Source organism: Chitinophaga sp. ARDCPP14 (assembly GCF_051362515.1).
Lineage (GTDB): Bacteria > Bacteroidota > Bacteroidia > Chitinophagales > Chitinophagaceae > Chitinophaga.
Map to the genome: position 1 here is coordinate 256,562 of NZ_JBKIXB010000008.1, position 15,685 is coordinate 272,246.

Annotated in this window: 12 protein-coding genes; 11 read left to right on the forward strand and 1 reads right to left on the reverse strand. The window is 47.8% G+C overall.

Translation table 11 applies throughout. The features are described 5' to 3' along the window. The first annotated feature begins 142 nt into the window (after positions 1-142). The 9 genes from agaR (at position 143) to ACLHR0_RS22295 (ending at position 12,039) form a co-directional block, all read left to right on the forward strand. Positions 143-925, forward strand: a complete 783-nt coding sequence (gene agaR / locus ACLHR0_RS22255; RefSeq protein ID WP_436489609.1) for a transcriptional repressor AgaR — start codon at positions 143-145, stop codon at positions 923-925. Between the two features lie 234 nt (positions 926-1,159). Continuing rightward, positions 1,160-2,023, forward strand: coding sequence for an EamA family transporter (locus ACLHR0_RS22260; protein WP_370912927.1), 864 nt, complete (start codon positions 1,160-1,162; stop codon positions 2,021-2,023). A gap of 127 nt (positions 2,024-2,150) precedes the next feature. Continuing rightward, positions 2,151-3,536: a beta-galactosidase gene (locus ACLHR0_RS22265; protein WP_436489611.1), complete on the forward strand. Its 1,386-nt coding sequence runs from the start codon at positions 2,151-2,153 to the stop codon at positions 3,534-3,536. A gap of 150 nt (positions 3,537-3,686) precedes the next feature. Further along, positions 3,687-4,775 carry an amidohydrolase family protein gene (locus ACLHR0_RS22270; RefSeq protein WP_436489613.1) on the forward strand — a complete coding sequence of 363 codons (1,089 nt, stop codon included), beginning with the start codon at positions 3,687-3,689 and terminating at the stop codon, positions 4,773-4,775. A 50-nt stretch (positions 4,776-4,825) separates the two neighbouring features. Then, positions 4,826-7,894, forward strand: a complete 3,069-nt coding sequence (locus tag ACLHR0_RS22275) for a SusC/RagA family TonB-linked outer membrane protein (RefSeq protein WP_436489615.1) — start codon at positions 4,826-4,828, stop codon at positions 7,892-7,894. An 11-nt stretch (positions 7,895-7,905) separates the two neighbouring features. Then, entirely contained in the window at positions 7,906-9,363 is a 1,458-nt protein-coding gene (locus ACLHR0_RS22280; RefSeq protein WP_436489616.1) for a RagB/SusD family nutrient uptake outer membrane protein, read from the forward strand. After that, positions 9,360-10,079 carry a carbohydrate-binding family 9-like protein gene (locus ACLHR0_RS22285; RefSeq protein WP_436489618.1) on the forward strand — a complete coding sequence of 240 codons (720 nt, stop codon included), beginning with the start codon at positions 9,360-9,362 and terminating at the stop codon, positions 10,077-10,079. The genes ACLHR0_RS22280 and ACLHR0_RS22285 overlap by 4 nt, the downstream gene beginning before the upstream one ends. A gap of 31 nt (positions 10,080-10,110) precedes the next feature. Next, positions 10,111-10,926 (forward strand): glycoside hydrolase family 16 protein, encoded by an 816-nt coding sequence (locus ACLHR0_RS22290; protein WP_429065173.1) that lies wholly within the window; start codon positions 10,111-10,113, stop codon positions 10,924-10,926. A gap of 15 nt (positions 10,927-10,941) precedes the next feature. Continuing rightward, positions 10,942-12,039: an amidohydrolase family protein gene (locus tag ACLHR0_RS22295; protein ID WP_436489620.1), complete on the forward strand. Its 1,098-nt coding sequence runs from the start codon at positions 10,942-10,944 to the stop codon at positions 12,037-12,039. Positions 12,040-12,117: 78 nt separating this feature from the next. On the opposite strand, the gene ACLHR0_RS22300 is transcribed toward ACLHR0_RS22295, so the two are convergent. Next, on the reverse strand, positions 12,118-13,071 hold the full coding sequence (locus ACLHR0_RS22300) for a hypothetical protein (protein ID WP_436489622.1): 954 nt from the start codon (positions 13,069-13,071) through the stop codon (positions 12,118-12,120). Positions 13,072-13,793: 722 nt separating this feature from the next. Between ACLHR0_RS22300 and ACLHR0_RS22305 the strand changes: the two genes are divergently transcribed. After that, positions 13,794-14,399, forward strand: a complete 606-nt coding sequence (locus tag ACLHR0_RS22305; RefSeq protein WP_436489624.1) for an RNA polymerase sigma factor — start codon at positions 13,794-13,796, stop codon at positions 14,397-14,399. 66 nt (positions 14,400-14,465) lie between these two features. After that, positions 14,466-15,683 (forward strand): FecR family protein, encoded by a 1,218-nt coding sequence (locus ACLHR0_RS22310; RefSeq protein ID WP_436489626.1) that lies wholly within the window; start codon positions 14,466-14,468, stop codon positions 15,681-15,683. The last annotated feature ends 2 nt before the right edge of the window (positions 15,684-15,685 follow it).

Genomic DNA, 15,685 nt, shown 5'->3' on the forward strand with positions numbered 1-15,685 from the left:
AAATATATCAAAAGGTAAATTACTTTCAAAACCTTTTTATTATTTCGGTTAACTTGTTTTAAATTTCGTTTGAAAGAGATTGCACAATAATTTGTAACTTAGCTGGCTTGTAATAGTAAAATCTCAAAATAAATAACTGCAAATGGAAGAGAGCCAAAACGGATCAACTGTAAACAGGAGGAAAGAAATACTGCAGAAGCTGTATAAAAATGGCCAGGTGATCATCAGTGAACTAAGCAAAGAATTTAATGTAAGCGAGGTGACCATCCGGAACGACCTGGACCAGCTGGAGCAGAAGAACATGCTGTTACGGGCCAGGGGCGGAGCTATCAAGCTGGAGAATAATGTGGGAGTGGATCAGCGGATCAGTGAAAAGAACAAAATTCATTACGTCGAAAAAGTGGCGATCGGCAAAAGTGCCGCTGCCCTCATCAGTGAAAACGATACCATGATTATTGATTCGGGTACCACTACCGCGGAGATGGTAAAGCATATGCAGTCTTTCAAAAGCCTGAACGTCATTACCAATGCCATGAACATTGTGAACATGCTTTCCGGCTATCCAAATATCAATGTAATCATCCCTGGTGGCTATCTGCGGCAAAATTCCATGTCGCTCGTTGGTCCGCTGGCGGAAAAGAACCTGCGCAGTTTCCATGTAGATAAGGTTTTTCTTGGGGTAGATGGCTTTGATACCCGCAATGGTATTTATACGCCCAATATGGAAGAAGCCTACCTGAATGAAATCATGATAGAAATCGCCAACGAAGTGATTGTGCTGGCGGATTCCAGCAAGTTTAACAAAAAGAGCCTGGCATTTATCTGCCCTGTAAATAAGATCCACACCGTAGTTACCGACGCCGGTATTTCCGCAGAAGATAAGAAGCGGCTGGAAGACCTGGACGTAAAGGTGATTATAGTATAGCATTCATTTTCCCGCAAGCCGGAAGCCGCAAAGACGATCATAAAATAGTCGTTTTTGCGGCTTCTGTCTTTGTATACCCCGATGCCTTCGTTTCCTTTGTTATGCATCTTCAAAATCTTTCTAAAAAAATATTTATCACTTGTTTTCTATTTAAAAAACTTATATTTACTTTGTTTTAAAATGAAAAACAAGGTTTCGAAGGTTAAGGCGCCTTGAAACAACAAATATCCGCGTATGCACAAATCCCGGCTTTGGCTTTTATATACCGCTATCAATACTGTATTTGTAGGAGTATGGGGGGCTTTTATAGAAATACCTGAAAAAGCCGGCTTTCCGGCAACGCTCGGATATATTGTGTGGACGCTGACTATGCTGCCCTGTGCTATCGCAGCGTTGCGGATAGTGAAGTGGCAACTGGAACATACGCCGCGGGATATTTTCCTGGGGTCTATGGTGGGCCTGCTCGGTGCCGGAGGACAACTCATTCTTTTCCAGGCATTGCGGATAGGACCGGCCTATATTTTATTTCCGCTCATTGCCCTTTTCCCGCTGCTCACCATCCTGCTGTCGGTGGTGTTCCTCGGGGAAACCTGCTCCCGCAGGCAATGGCTGGGTATTGGCGTAGCGTTGCTGGCCGCATTTTTCCTGGCCTTTCAGCCAGGACAGAATAAACAGGCGCAGGGCTACACCTGGCTGATCATGGCCATGCTCGTGTTTGTGATGTGGGCCACCCAGGGCTTTGTGATGAAGTTTGCCAATAGCCGTATGAAAGCAGAAAGTATCTTTTTTTATATGACAGTGTCGTCTTTACTGCTGGTGCCCGCGGCCATTGGCATGACAAACTTCTCCGGCGCCATCAACTGGGGATGGAAAGGGTTTGGGCTGGCTGTTCCCATCCACCTGTTAAATGCCATCGGCGCCCTGATGCTGGTATATGCACTGCGCTACGGCAAAGCGATTATTGTAATACCGCTCACCAGTTTATCATCTGTCATCACAGTCATTCTTTCCCTCATTATTTATGGAGTAGTGCCGGATGCGGTGCTGACAGCAGGTTTGCTGCTGGCAGCGGTGGCGATCTTCATCCTGTCTGAATAAAAATAAATACGATTAGCAACATAACTGTCCGGGCGTTTATAACGCCCGCGACTATACGGAGTATTGATTTTATTTATTGTTCACCAGCAGTGCATAAAAAATAAAAGCACTGGAAAAACCTCACATAATGACCACGCTAACATGGAAAAAATTCCTTATCGCCCCGGCTATGATAGCCCTCTTTGCCGGATCATGTAAAGTTGATCCAAAAATACTGTCTGCAGAAGCATCACTCACCAAAGGCGCCCTGCTGGCAGATACCGTGAAAATTACGGTAAACAAGAATGCTGTGCTGATGACCAGTTCGCTCAAGCTGGGTGTGACCTATATGAAAAATAACCTCGACGCCTGGGGTGATGGCCCCTCCATTACCAGGGGTACCAATTTGCTGAAAGGAGCGGTTGTTTATCACAACCAGCATATATTCGGTTTCGGTGCAGATAACATTGAGCCAAGACCCGGTGTATTTGACTGGGAATCACTGGACCTCCGCGTAAACATGATGGCCGCGATGCAATCAACACCGGTGATCACTCTTGCCACGGCCCCCACCTGGATGGTAGACCCCGACTGGGCGCCGGGAAAGTATGAAGACAGCAGCGATACGGATTGGAGCAAAGTGGAATGGGCGCCTTTACCGGAACATGAAAAGGATTTTGCCCACCTGTGTGCATTGGTAGCGAAACGTTATCCCGCGGTAAAAACCTTCCAGGTATGGAATGAGCTGAAAAGTATGTGGGACGAGACGAATAACCGCTGGGATTATGTGCGCTATACCCGGCTGTATAACCTGGTATATGACTCTGTGAAAGCGGCACGCCCGGATGCCATCATCGGTGGTCCGTATATCGGGATAGATTCCTGGCATAGTGCGCCAGGCAACGCCCATAGCGGTATCACAGATCCCACTTACGGAGAACTGGATAAACGTTGCCTGGATGTAGTAACCTATTGGCTGCAGAACAAACATGGCGGCGACTTCCTCTGCGTAGACGGAGGCGTGGATTCAAAAGACGGGGTTGCCACCAACGTGATCGCCTCTACGAAGAAGTTCAGGGATGCCAGTAACTGGCTGCATTCGCAAACTACACTGCCTATATGGTGGTCGGAAGATTATGTGGGCCTGAACACAGATACCACCATTCAGCCGGCAGCACTGGGTTGTATGCTGATACACCACGCATTGGCCGGCGATGCCGCATCACTGCGCTGGGCGCCCGAACAGCAGGAAGGGGAAGGGAATGTAAGCAACTTTTTCAGCAGTACCCTGGTGCCGAACGGAGGCAAACCATTCAGGAATTATTCGCTGTACAAAAATTTCAACACCTATTTTCCGGCAGGCACTAACTTATGCGCCACTACGGTATCAGATGAACAACGGGTGATGGTCATGTCTTCCAAAACAAAGATCCTGATGATCAATAAAACGGCGGCCATACAAAAAACAAAGATCAACAACACATTAGCAGTAAACCTGAATCCATACGAGGCAAAATATGTTACATTACCGTAACGCCTATATGAAAAAACAGATCAACAGGGAATATCCGGGTATTCCGGGTATTCCCCATCTGGCCTTGTTTTCAGCCCGTCGCCCGGTACCATGACTAAAGTATTTTATATCCTGCTGAAAAATAAACTGACATTTTAAAAACAGATGATTATGGATCTCGACAAAGTAAAACCAAAGCCATTAGCAGATGTTTCGTCATCACCGGAACATATCAGATTACAGGACTACCGGCCGAAGTCGATATTTAAAACGCCGGAAACAGCCATTGTAAAAGCTGCTTTCCCGGTGATTGATATGCATACCCACGCATGGCAGCCGGAGCTGGATGTAAGCAAATGGATTGCCCGCATGGACGAGGCAAACATTGAAAAAAGCACGGTTCTTACGTTTGAAACCGGCGCCGGCTTTGATGCCGTTACGAAGCAATATGCAGATTATGCCAACCGCTTTGATCTGTGGTGCGGATTCGACTACACCGGTTACGACCAGCCAGGCGACAGCTGGATTGATCATGCGGTAGCAGAACTGGAACGTTGCCACCGGATGGGAGCAAAAGGCGTAGGAGAGCTGGGCGACAAAGGTCTTGGCGAATTTTATTCCCGGCCTGTAGCCGGATACGGCCTGCACCTGGATGATCCGCGCATGAAACCACTCTTCGAAAAGTGCGGCCAGCTGCATATGCCGGTGAATATACACATCGCAGATCCCATGTGGATGTACCTGCCGATGGATGCTACGAACGACGGATTAATGAATGCATACGAGTGGCGCATAGACCACACTCAGCCAGGACTCCTGGACCATCCCACACTGATAAAGACCTTTGAAAACGTAGTCAGGGACAACCCCGGTACCATTTTCATCGCCTGTCATTTTGCCAACTGCACCTATGATCTCAGCATAGTAGGGAAAATGCTGGATCGTTATCCTAACCTGTATGTAGATAATGCCGCGAGGTTTGCAGAAACCGCCACCATTCCGCGTTTTGCCAAAGCATTTTATGAAAAGTACCAGGACCGGCTGCTATTTGGTACCGACCTGGGCTATGATCCTAAAATGAATATGGAGTATGCCGCTAAGTTTTACCGTACTGCTTTCCGGATTATGGAAACAACAGACGATCATTTTTATGAACATGAAATATTCACTTATCACTGGCCTTTATACGGGCTGGGATTAAGTGCCGCCATACTGGAAAAAATTTACCGTTTGAATGCTTTGAAGTTAATGCAGTTATGAAGAATCAGCCAGCGATCAACTATTTACAGACTACCTAATACCGTAAGCGTATGTATTTCCAATGTATGAAGAAGGGCCCGTTGACCGGGCCGTCAACCAAAAGACAGCGCAACGACGCTAAAAGAAAATACCTGTATTGTCATGTGTGCCTGATCCTGTTACTGCTTGTTTTCAGCGGACAAAAAAGCGCCGCTGCCAATGCGCAACTGCGGCAGGATACGCTGATCCCCGTCTCCGGCCTGATCACGGATGAAAAAGGAAATCCTTTTCCCGGTGTAACCGTATACGTGCCTTCCCTGAAAACGGGTACTGCCAGCGATGCCACGGGGCATTACCAGGTAAAGGCACCCGCAAAAGGGAACCTCGTTTTTAAGGCCATGGGATATGCATCGCAGGAAATGCCGGTGAATAGCCGCAGCAGGATAGCGGTGAAGATGGAAGCTGAAAATGCCAACCTGAATGAAGTAGTGGTAACCGGTTATACTTCGAAACGGTTATCGCAGATCTCCAGCTCTGTGGCCGTAGTTTCCGGGAAACAATTAAATGATGTCACCTCCAATAACGTAGCCAGCCTGTTGCAGGGAAAGGTAGCCGGAGTGGTGGTACAAAACGCCTCCGGTAATCCCAGTGTAGCCGCTAACGTTACCATCCGCGGATCCAGTTCTATCACCGCCGGTTCCGGACCGTTGTACGTGGTAGATGGTATCATTGGCGGTACCGCCAACCCGAACGATATTGCTTCCGTTACCATCCTGAAAGATGCCGCGGCAGCAGGATTGTACGGCGCCAGGGCATCCAACGGCGTAGTCATCATCACCACCAAATCAGGCCAGGCCGGTAAAACACAGATCAGCCTGAATTCCAGCGTTGGCTTCAATAAAATGAGCATGGGCAATATGAAGCTCATGAACAGCCAGCAGCTGTATGATTACCAGAAAAGTTATTTTGCTCCCGCCGATTTTGCAAGGGATCGTCCTGCCAGCTTGCTGTCGCAGAACACCGACTGGATGAACCTTGCTTATCGCACAGGGCTTACCCAGAATCACCTGTTATCTGTATCCGGCGGATCTGAAAAAACGCAGTTTTATGTCTCCGGAAATTATTATAAAGAAGATGGTATTATCAGGCATACCAGTAACGAAGTATACAACCTGCGGGCCAACATCACCCATCGCATCAATGAGAAGCTGAAGCTAAGCACCAGGATCAACGCAGCTTCCCGCAATTTTGAAAATGAAGCTTCCGGGAATTACGGCGCACTGGTATTGTCGAAAATCAATTTGCCCTGGGATAATCCCTATAACGCAGATGGCTCCATAAAGATGGGGACTGAAGAAGGATGGATAGGCCGGGAACACGACAACTTCCTCCACGGATGGCAATTCAATTATGATAAAGGAAAACAGCTGATCACCTATGCCGATATCAATCTTGATTATTATATCACACCACATCTCACCTTTTCTTCGTATAACCGTGTAAGTTATTCCAACCTGCGAAGTGAACTGTATTATGATGTGCGCTCCAAAGCAGGCAGGGGACTGGGGGAAATGTATAACAACTCCAGCTATGAAAACAGGTTGATCACCTCCAACCGCCTTAATTACCAGCGCACCTTTGGCGAACACGCGCTGAGTGCCATAGCGGTGGCGGAAGGAGAGAAGAACTATTTTGAAAACAACAGCCTGTATGGCAACAAGATCCCGGCAGGATTGCATATCATGGATGCAGCGGCTAACATCCAGAAGTCGCCCTTTGGCCCCGGCAGCAAGTCTGAGAGCCGTTTTACAAAAGGACTGGTGCAGGTCGATTATACCTTCCGCGAAAAGTATAATCTCATCGGTGCATACATCAATGAGTCGTCGTCCCGCTTTGGAGCCAATCACCGCTCGGCGGGCTTTTACACATTAGGCGGCTCCTGGATACTGAGCAACGAATCGTTTATGAAAGGGCAACGGTTCATTGATCAGCTCAAGATCAGGGCCAGCTATGGCATTACCGGTAATGCGGAAATCGGCGACTACCAATCGTTAGGCATTTATGCATACACCTCGCAGTATGCATCCAACCCGGGTTCTGTGCCATCTGTTTTACAAAATCCTGATCTCACCTGGGAAAAATCAAAGACAACCAACATCGGGCTGGATATAGACCTGTTAAAACGTATATCCCTGACCGTAGATGTATACGATAAAACCACCAGTGCGCTGTTGCTGGATGTACCGGTTCCTTACACCAGCGGGTATGCTTATGTTACCCGCAATGTAGGCTCTGTGCGCAACAGGGGAATAGAGTTCAACCTGAATACCAAAAATATAAATGGCGCCCGCTTTAAATGGGAAACCAGCTTCAACCTTTCCATCAACAGGAACAAGGTGCTGAAGCTGAACAACCATGAAGACATTCCTTATTCATCCCTGCAGTGGATCAGCGAAGGCCGCGATCTGTACAGCTGGCATATGCGCAAATGGGCAGGCGCAGATCCGAAGAACGGCGACCCGCTCTGGGAAGTAGTGAGCACAGACGCCAACGGCAAGCAAACCATTGGTACCACTAATTCATATGACGATGCCACCTTGCAGTACATCGGCAGCGCTTCGCCCGATTTTACCGGTGGTATCAACAACCGCTTTTCCTGGAAAGGAATAACATTGAGCGCCTTCTTCAATTTTGTAAACAGCAACCAGGTATATGAAGAAAACACGAACGATGGCAGCGAGCCCACTTCCAATTCAAGGGTACTGCCTAAAAACCATAACAGGTGGCAGAAAGAGGGGGACATTGCCACAGATCCCAAAGCAGTATACGGCGGCAATAAAAACTCTGACCTGGAATCATCCCGGTTCCTGGAAGATGGCAGCTACCTGCGTTTGCGCAACATCACCCTTTCTTACGATGTGCCGGAATCTTTCCTGCAAAGGATAAAGGTGAACAATGCAAGGATATTTATCAGCGGCGATAACCTCTGGACGCTCACCCGTTTCTCCGGTATGGACCCTGAAATGGGACTGCGCCCGTATTCGCAGCCGGCAGGAGAAAGCGGTAACAATTTCCAGCAGAACAGCACCAAATATCCGCTGGCGAAGAAAGTCCTGTTTGGTATTAATGTCACCTTTTAAAAACAGCAGCTATGAAAAGAAATCTCTTTAAATATTATACACTCGCTGCCGCTATTATAGTCATAACCGGCAGCTGCAGCAAAGACCTGGAGCCTTATAACGGTAAATCGGACGATGCGGCCCTGGAAACGCCGGAAGACCTGCAGACAGCCACCTATGGGGTTTATTCCGGGCTGGTAGACAGGATGTACACTAAAAACCTCAACCAGTTGGGTGAATATCCTGGTGATGATGTGGCATTAAGCGGCGCTACGGGCGACCAGGTATTTTATACCTATACCTATACTCATTTCCCGGGAATGGGAAACACCGAACAGTTCTGGCAGGGCGCTTATAAAGTAATCTATTCTGCCAATGCCATTATTGAAAGAATAAATGATGGCACTTCCCCGCAGCTGGACCAACTGAAGGGAGAAAACCTGTACCTGCGGGCCATGGCGCATTTCGACCTGGTACGTCTTTTTGGAAGACCCTACCCGCAGGGCGCGGGCAACAATCCCGGCGTGGTGATCAAAGACAATACAAAAGATGACCGCCCTGCGAGGAGTTCCGTAAAAGACGTATATGCGTTTGTGATAGCCGATCTCAAACATGCAGCCACGTTAATGAAAGAAAATAAAAGTGCGGCCTTTGCATCCAGAGAAGTGGCGGAGGCGTTATTATCGCGTGTGTACCTGTACATGGAAGATAACGCCAATGCCCTGTTATATGCCAATAAGGTGATCGGCTCCAACCGTTATCGCCTGATGGAAACCCAGCCTTATAAAACGTATTTCCGCGTAATACCGGAAGAAAATCCCGAGACGATATTTGCTATCAGGCATACGGTGGCAGATGACCGGGGTAAAGATGCGATCGGCTCCATGTACTATAATGATCCGGTTACACAATCCACCGGCTGGGGAGAGGTATACGCCTCTCTTGCTTTTGTAAAGCTGCTGGACCAGAATCCCGAGGATGTGCGCCACAGCTTTGTAGAGCCACAGCGTGATGCGAATGGGAACATGCAATTACGCAACCAGACGCCGGTATATTTTATCAACAAATACAACTGGCAGGAAGGAGTGGCTAACCTGAGTTCACCTGTCATCCTGCGGTTGGCGGAGATGTACCTGATCCGCGCAGAAGCCAATGCCAAACTGGGTAATGCGCAAGCCGCCATTGACGATGTAAACCTGATCCGCCGCCGCGCCGGTTTATCAGGTGCCGCGTTATATACTACCGGCAATCTGAAAGGTCGCGCGTCTGTACTGGATGTAGTGCTGGAAGAACGCCGCCTGGAGCTGGCGTTTGAAGCACACCGGCCTTATGACCTGTACCGCAACAACCGTCCCATGGTGCGTGCCTATCCCGGCTTTCATGGCAGCAATCAATATGATCAAACCATCCAGCCAACAGACCCGCAGGTGATCAATTATATTCCCGAACGCGAAACCGGCCTTAATCCTAATCTCACTCAGAATCCATGATCATGCTGTTATATTGTAAACGGGTATTGGTGCTTGCAGGGATCTGCTGCAGCATGTCATTAGCTGCGCAGCAACCCGCGGTGCTGAAAGTAGCCGCTACCAGCGACTTTAAGGTAACCGGCGAGGGCAGTCATCCGGGTTGGACCAAGGCGGCATGGATCACGCTGCCGCAACGCAGCGGGCAGTCGCCTGCATCAACAAAAGTAAAGGCCCTGTATTCACCCAACGGGATATACTTCCTCTTCGATTGCGCGGACCAACGGATCAGCGCCTCCATGCAGGCAGATTTCCTGGATCTGTGGACAGAAGACGTTGCCGAAGTATTCCTGTGGCCGGACACGTTGCAGCCGGCTTATTTTGAATATGAAATTTCTCCGCTGAACTATGAACTGCCTATTCTGATATCCAACCAGCAGGGCGACCTGGTGCGCTGGCAGCCATTTCATTATGATGCCGACAGGAAAACACAGCACGCCACCACCGTACAGGGAGGCAAAAAGAAAAGCGGCGCTGCAATCAAAAGCTGGACAGCAGAATTCTTTATTCCTTTTCAACTCCTGCGGCCATTGCAAAATATTCCTCCCCGGAGGGGAACTACCTGGAAGGCAAACCTGTACCGGGTAGACTACGACAAAGGGGAAGCGGAGTGGTCGTGGCAGCTGACCGGGAAGAGTTTTCATGACATAGAAAAATTCGGTTACCTGGTATTTGAATAAAATCAATTTTTAAATTTTTAATAGTATGAAGATGATGAAACAATTAGTAGCCTGTATCTTTTTTGTTATGCCGGTTATTGCCTTTGCGCAAAAGGGCAAGCTGGTATGGTCGGATGAATTTAATTATACCGGGCATCCGGATCCCAGAAAATGGCGATATGAAGAAGGTTTTGTGAGACATCGCGAAGCGCAGTATTACACAAAAAACCGCTACGAAAATGCACATGTGGAAGGCGGGAACCTGATCATCAGGGCGATCAAGGAAGAGCCGCTGCGTTTGATCAAGGGCGGCACCAGCTTCGTTACTTCCGACAGCGGGGGAGAGTTTACGTCTGCCTGCCTCAACACGGAAGATATTTTTGAATTTACTACCGGCAGGGTGGAAGTGCGGGCCAAACTGCCACATGGCAGGGGCGTGTGGCCGGCTATCTGGACACTGGGTAATAACATGGCCTGGGGTCCCGGTGATTCTACCCAGGTGTATTCTGAAATTGACATCATGGAATTTGTTGGACATGATCCCAACAGCATCCATGCCAACATCCATCCGGGTTATGATGGCGGCAGCCGTGGCGGAAAGATCACCGTGGAAAAACCCTGGGAGAACTTTCACGTGTATGCCATTGAGTGGTATAAGGACCGGATCGATTTTTTCTTTGATGACCAGAAATATTTTTCTTACGAAAAGAAAGATGTACCCGAAGGCAAATGGGCCTATCATGTGCCACAATACCTTTTGCTGAACCTGGCTATTGGCGGTGACTGGGGCGGAGAACAGGGCATTGATCCTACCATCTTCCCGGCAGATTTTGTTATTGATTACGTACGCGTATATGAACTGAAATGACGAAAAAAAATGAACATGAAAAAAAATGTCAGCCGCCTGATAGCGGTGCTTCATTTGTTGCTGTTGCCCGTGATACTGCTCGCGCAAAAAGGCGACCTTAAACTGCTCGACTGGCAGCCACGCAGTCAGCTGGTAGTGAAACAAACCAGCGTGATGAAGCCGAAGTTCCCGGTGATAGATATTCACAACCACCTGGGCGAATTAAAAAATACCGCGCACTACCTGTCGGAGATGGATAAAGCCGGCGTGATAAAATGCGTAAGCCTGGATGCTTATTCTGCCGGTGATAAATACCTGAATCATCTGAAGGCTTCACAAGCCGTATCAAAAGACAGGTTCCTCGTATTTTTCCGGCCCGACTTCGGCCGGATCGATGAACCCGATTTTGGTATAAAAGAGGGGAAGAAACTGGAAGCAGCCGTGAAGATGGGCATCCGCGGTGTAAAAATTGCCAAGGAACTTGGGCTGATCATAAAGGACAAAAGCGGGAAGCTGGTGCCGGTAGATGATCCGCGCATCGATCCCTTCTGGGAGAAATGCGGTGAGCTCGGAATTCCGGTACTGATACACGTGTCTGATCCAAAAGCTTTTTTTACGCCGGCAGACCGCTATAATGAACGGTATGATGAGCTGGGCGCGCACCCGGACTGGTCCTTTTACGGGCCGCAGTTTCCCTCCAAAGAGGCCATACTCACGCAACGTGATCATATCATTGCACGTCATCCCAAAACTATTTTTATCGGCGCGCATGTAGGCAACCTGCCGGAGGAACTGGAGCGGGTATCCGGTTGGCTGGATAAATATCCCAATTTATATGTGGAGATTTCTGCGCGCATCAGTGAGCTTGGGCGACAACCGTATACCGCGCGCGATTTCCTGATCAAATACCAGGACAGGGTATTGTTTGGCACAGACACACCTTGTGATGCAGCAGCCTATCGTATTTATTACCGTTTCCTGGAAACAAAGGATGAATATATAGATCCGTCGCCCAGTCATCATATGCAGGCGCGCTGGATGATTTATGGATTGTACCTGCCGGATGAAGTATTGGAAAAGATTTATAACGGGAATGCTTCGAAAATACTGGGGCTATACAACGGGGGAAAGTAATCTGAACAATTCACATGCGATGATCGATACAGGGATGGCAACTGCCATCCCTGTTTTTATATTTTTAGTGATTGAAGTTTAAAACGCTTTCACCGTTTCAATGATAACAGTAATATCGCCCACACTTTTATTGTCAGTGGACGTGGCGATACAGTGAAGCTTAAACCGGTTATCAACATACGCTTCCTGTTTAACATGCAGTACCACTGCCTCCCCGGAAAACCCCAGGTTATCGGCCAACAACGTCATTTCCCTGACATACATTTTTAATGATTTGTCAGCGGTGATGTGATGAATATACCTGGCCGCCAGGTCCAGCAGCGTATTCATCAGGATAGCCACCGGCATCGCCGGGAAGTGAGGGAAATGCCCTGCACAATAATTATCCTGGATTTTACCTAATGAGGCCGCCGCCGATAAGCCGGAAAACTGTACATCAAAAAGTGGTTTCTTTTGATGATACGGATTTGTTACGCCGAAATCAGGTGTTTCTTTATGGAAATTGTAATACAGCCGTTCGAAGAGGGCATGGGGCACTACATGGAAACTGGTTTCTATTCCACAGATAAGCTGATTGTCTTCATCCAGCAGGCAGGCTTTTATGCTAGCCATTCTTTTACTAAAAAAAGTACACGTGGCGGTGGCCACTAATTTCTTTCGGGTGTAATGTATTTTCTCCGCGGCCCTTTTATAGGTTCCCCGGTGGGCAAGATAGTAGTGTTTTTGTTTTACTGGGTTGATCAGTGCACAACATACGGATCCCAGGATGGCAAGATGCCTGCATGCTTCAGCCGCGGCAATAGGGGAGATCTCTTCTCCCAGCGGTTGTTCTGCTTCTATTGTGGCAGTTACAAAATTATGTTCATCCACACGTACCTCTTTCAGGGCGTAATAGGGCTCATGAACATCTATCAGTTTAAAGATCTCCTCCTTTGATAATACTTTGATTGAATTTCCGGTATGGGTTAACTTAATCGCTTTGGATTGGATCTCCACCATATCGTCACTTTTAATTGTTTGCAGGCTTTCCATAGTTTATATGTTTCGGTTTTAAATGGTTATCTGAGGATGCAAAAGGATATCACCACCACCGGATGCGGGTGGTTTGCCGGGCTGCAAAAATGCCTGGTAGTTTACGTGTATAGGAGGAACTATTCCCGTATACGGCAATACAGCATATAAGATAGTTTTTGGAAACCGGTGAGGCGCTCCATGGTTATTAATTGAGTAAATGATTACAAACAACTGGTTTTTCAGGTAACGGTAAATGTCTTATGGTAATGATACTTTTACAGCGGGTAAACATGCTGTATTATGCAGCCGGTGAAGGATGCAGGGTTTTAGGAATAGCTATTTACGGTCGTTACATAGGATTCAGTCGATATTTAAAATTAAATAGTTTTGTCAAAAAACCAAAATGAAAACCCGGCGGGAATCAGAATGAATAAAATGAATAGCTGTATCCAAATAACATCTGAACGTAATATATTTGTCCGATTGACAATAATTTATGAAATTGGCTGGTAAAATTTAGTATTTTACCAGCACAGTGACTGTTCATTATCATAAGCAGATGGATATTCTGTCGCGGCAACCATAATAATAAAAGGGAGTCCATCTTTTCAAGTCAACCAATAAATGCCGGTTACCATCCTGTTGTTCCTTTCATGGCGAATAATCCTAATTAAAAGAAGGCGCTCATTGACTGCCGGCTTCGTGGTTATTCATTTTTTTAGTATATCATATAAGCGGGGATGCAGTTGATTAAATCGTTTGAACGTGACCAACCATATGGAGAAGCAGAACTGCTGCAACGGCTTGCTGTTGCCGATGAAGCCGCGTTTTCTGTTGTTTTCAGGGAATACTATGGTGTTTTGTGTGCTTTCGCACAAAAAATTATCCAGGAAGCAGGCGATCCGAAAGACCTGGTAAACGACGTGTTCCTGAAGTTATGGAACAGGCGCCAGGCATTTGAAGACGTCCGGCACCTGAAGGATTTCTTGTTCAAATCTACCCGCAATGCGTGTTTCGATTCCATAAAGGTGGCCATTCACAGTAAAGAACGCCAGGCTGTATTTCTCGGCGCCCAGGCCGACTGGGAAACCGCTGCAGATCTTGAAATGATCCGCCTGGAAGTATTCAATGAACTTTATCATGAAATCAACCAGCTGCCGGAACAATGCAGCAAAATTATACGCATGGGTTATATAGAAGGGTTGAAAAACGATGAAATTGCCCGTGAGCTGGGGTTATCTGTACAAACGGTGAAAAACCAGAAATCCCGGGGAATAATGCTGTTAAAACGCAGGCTCCCGCCTGAAATTTTTGTCATTCTCCTGCTGATGACAACTCATTCCTGATTTTTTTTTGGATGCTTTGGTACGGTAAGAATATCACGTCGTAATAAGAGAAAGCGCCGTGCCAATATGGATGAACCAACATCAAATGCCTTTTATATAGCCGCCCTGCTCAGCAAGCATTTAAAGGGAACCCTGACGCCGGAAGAGGCGGTGGAGCTACATGCATGGGTGGCGGATAACAAGCAACACCAGCAGGTATGGGAGGAAATTAATGATGCCGCCGTTCAACAGGCGGCAGTAAAGCTGATCGCCCAGTACAATGAGAACGAAGCGCTGGCGCAGTTCCTGGCCAGGTATTCACCAAACGCACAACCAGTCCCCGGGGAGCGCGTTCATTTCCTGCAACGATGGAGATGGGCGGCTGCTGCAGCGGCTATTATATTTATGGCAGGCACCTTCTATTGGTTCCAGTCCCAACGACCGGCTCCTGCCGGTTTTGCCGGTAATGCGCCGGTAACCGACATCGCACCCGGAAAAAATGGTGCTATCCTGAAATTAGCCGACGGTTCCCGCATAGCGTTGGATAGTCTGCAAAACGGTGTGGTGGCCACACAGAACGGCACCCGGATCTTATTTGATAACGGCCGGCTGGTGTATGGCCCTGGCGGAAAAGAAAACAATGAAGTTGCCTATAATATCATTACGACCCCGAATGGTCGCCAGTTCCGGGTAAGCTTACCGGATGGTACGCAGGTGTGGTTGAACGCCGCCAGCTCTATCCGCTATCCTACGGTATTTGAAGGTAAGCACCGGAATGTGGAGATCACCGGGGAGGTATATTTTGAAGTAGCACAAAATGCGCAAATGCCATTCCAGGTAACCGTGCCGGATAATGTCCGTATTGAAGTACTGGGCACCCATTTCAATGTAAATGCCTACGCAAATGAAGAAAGCCAGCATACCACCTTGCTGGAGGGCGCTGTGAAAGTACTGTCGCTGAAACCACAGGCGTCAGACCTCTACCGCAAGGGTATTGTGCTCCGCCCGGGGCAACAGCTGCAATTGTCAGAAACCCCCAGGGTGATCAGCAATGCAGACATCGACAAGATCATGGCCTGGAAAAACGGGCTTTTTGATTTCGATGGAATGGATTTGAAATATGCAATGAAACAAATCGCACGATGGTACGATGTAGAGATCGTATACAAAGGGGCTGTGCCCGATATTAAATTTTATGGAAAGATCAGCAGGAACATAAGTCTGGCTGGCCTGATCAAAGGCCTGAACAGCACCGGGGTACATTTGAACATTGAAGAAGGAAAAAGACTGGTAGTCACACAATAATC

Bases quoted from the DNA above. Each gene is read 5' to 3' on its own strand.
- agaR (WP_436489609.1), top strand. From the start codon at position 143: ATGGAAGAGAGCCAAAACGGATCAACTGTAAACAGGAGGAAAGAAATA.
- ACLHR0_RS22260 (WP_370912927.1), top strand. From the start codon at position 1,160: ATGCACAAATCCCGGCTTTGGCTTTTATATACCGCTATCAATACTGTA.
- ACLHR0_RS22265 (WP_436489611.1), top strand. From the start codon at position 2,151: ATGACCACGCTAACATGGAAAAAATTCCTTATCGCCCCGGCTATGATA.
- ACLHR0_RS22270 (WP_436489613.1), top strand. From the start codon at position 3,687: ATGGATCTCGACAAAGTAAAACCAAAGCCATTAGCAGATGTTTCGTCA.
- ACLHR0_RS22275 (WP_436489615.1), top strand. From the start codon at position 4,826: ATGTATTTCCAATGTATGAAGAAGGGCCCGTTGACCGGGCCGTCAACC.
- ACLHR0_RS22280 (WP_436489616.1), top strand. From the start codon at position 7,906: ATGAAAAGAAATCTCTTTAAATATTATACACTCGCTGCCGCTATTATA.
- ACLHR0_RS22285 (WP_436489618.1), top strand. From the start codon at position 9,360: ATGATCATGCTGTTATATTGTAAACGGGTATTGGTGCTTGCAGGGATC.
- ACLHR0_RS22290 (WP_429065173.1), top strand. From the start codon at position 10,111: ATGATGAAACAATTAGTAGCCTGTATCTTTTTTGTTATGCCGGTTATT.
- ACLHR0_RS22295 (WP_436489620.1), top strand. From the start codon at position 10,942: ATGAAAAAAAATGTCAGCCGCCTGATAGCGGTGCTTCATTTGTTGCTG.
- ACLHR0_RS22300 (WP_436489622.1), bottom strand. From the start codon at position 13,071: ATGGAAAGCCTGCAAACAATTAAAAGTGACGATATGGTGGAGATCCAA.
- ACLHR0_RS22305 (WP_436489624.1), top strand. From the start codon at position 13,794: ATGCAGTTGATTAAATCGTTTGAACGTGACCAACCATATGGAGAAGCA.
- ACLHR0_RS22310 (WP_436489626.1), top strand. From the start codon at position 14,466: ATGGATGAACCAACATCAAATGCCTTTTATATAGCCGCCCTGCTCAGC.